Source organism: Gordonia araii NBRC 100433, assembly GCF_000241265.1.
Lineage (GTDB): Bacteria > Actinomycetota > Actinomycetes > Mycobacteriales > Mycobacteriaceae > Gordonia > Gordonia araii.
This window is the reverse complement of the sequence record NZ_BAEE01000077.1, coordinates 1-1,335: the sequence shown is the minus strand read 5'-3', so window position 1 is coordinate 1,335 and position 1,335 is coordinate 1. Positions and strand designations below refer to the sequence as shown.

2 protein-coding genes are annotated in these 1,335 nt (G+C 67.1%); both read left to right on the top strand.

The genetic code is table 11. From position 1 onward, the window contains the following. Window positions 1-45 precede the first annotated feature (45 nt). Window positions 46-336: a transposase gene (locus GOARA_RS16810; RefSeq protein ID WP_007323626.1), complete on the top strand. Its 291-nt coding sequence runs from the start codon at window positions 46-48 to the stop codon at window positions 334-336. Further along, window positions 333-1,304 (top strand): IS3 family transposase, encoded by a 972-nt coding sequence (locus tag GOARA_RS16805; RefSeq protein WP_007323625.1) that lies wholly within the window; start codon window positions 333-335, stop codon window positions 1,302-1,304. The genes GOARA_RS16810 and GOARA_RS16805 overlap by 4 nt, the downstream gene beginning before the upstream one ends. The last annotated feature ends 31 nt before the right edge of the window (window positions 1,305-1,335 follow it).

The window sequence follows — 1,335 nt, the reverse complement described above, 5'->3', positions numbered from 1 at the left end:
GAGGTTCCCCCCGGACCGTAGAGGCATCAGCTATAAGGAGTAGCGATGTCAGAGAAGCGGAAGAAGTACGACCGGGAGTTTCGTGAGGGGGCTGTCCGGATCGTTGAGGAGACCGGGAAGCCGATCGCGCAGATCGCGCGCGATCTGGGCGTGAACGAGGGCACCCTGGGCAACTGGGTGAACCGGGCACGGGCGGAGCGGGATGGCTCGGCGAGCCTGTCCAAGGACGACTACGACGAGCTCAAGCGGCTGCGTGCCGAGGTCGCCGAGCTCCGCATGGAGCGTGATGTCCTCAAGCGATCGGTGGTCCTGTGGGTCAAGGAGGCGACGAAGTGAGCGTGGCACGTTTCATCGCCGACCAGAGGACCATCTACCGGGTGCCACACACGGTCACTTGCCTGCTGCTCGGGGTCAGTCTCGCCTGGTTCTACAAGTGGCGCGACCGGGCGCTCGGGCCGGCTGCGGCCTCGGGCCTGCACACTCCTCGGGACCGGCGCCGCGACACGATCGACCGCGCGGTGAAGGCCATGTTCGTCAACAAGCGTGGTCTGCATGGCTCGCCGCGGCTGCATGCCGATCTGCGTGAGGACGGGTGGGAGGTCAGCGAGAAGACGGTCGCGGCCTCGATGCGCCGCCAAGGCCTCGTGGCGCGGCGGATCAAGCACCGCAGCGGGCTGACCAGGCAGGACAAGACCGCCCCGAAGTTCCCCGACCTACTCCGCCGGGACTTCACGGCCGGGCGCCCGAACGCCCGCTGGGTGGGCGACATGACGGAGATCCCGACCGTCATCCCCACCGAGGACGGCCATGGTCGTCCCGGTCCGAAGTTGTACTTGGCGACCGTGATCGACCTCTACTCCCGCCGTCTGCTGGGTGCGGCGACCGGGCTGCATCCCGACGCCGAGCTGGCATGTGCGGCGATCAAGATGGCGGTGGCGGCCCGCGGCGGCCGGGAGGCGATCTGGCGTGAGGAGGAGTCCGAGCGGGTTATCTTCCACACCGACCGCGGCTCGACCTACACGGCGAACTCGTTCACCAAGCTGTGCCGCACGATGGGGATCCGGCAGTCCATGGGGCGTGTCGGGTCATGCTTCGACAACGCCGCCGCGGAGGCGTTCTTCTCCAGCCTGGAGTGGGAGGTTCTCTCACGCCACCAGTTCATCGACACCCGACAGGCCCAGGCCGTCGTCCTGGACTGGTGCTACGGGTTCTACAACCACGAACGCCGGCACAGCTCGGCAGACATGATGAGCCCGGTCGACTACGAGACCAGCAACACGGCTACGCTGCCCGAGGCCGCATAAGGAAGTCCTCCACGATTCGGGGGGAACCACA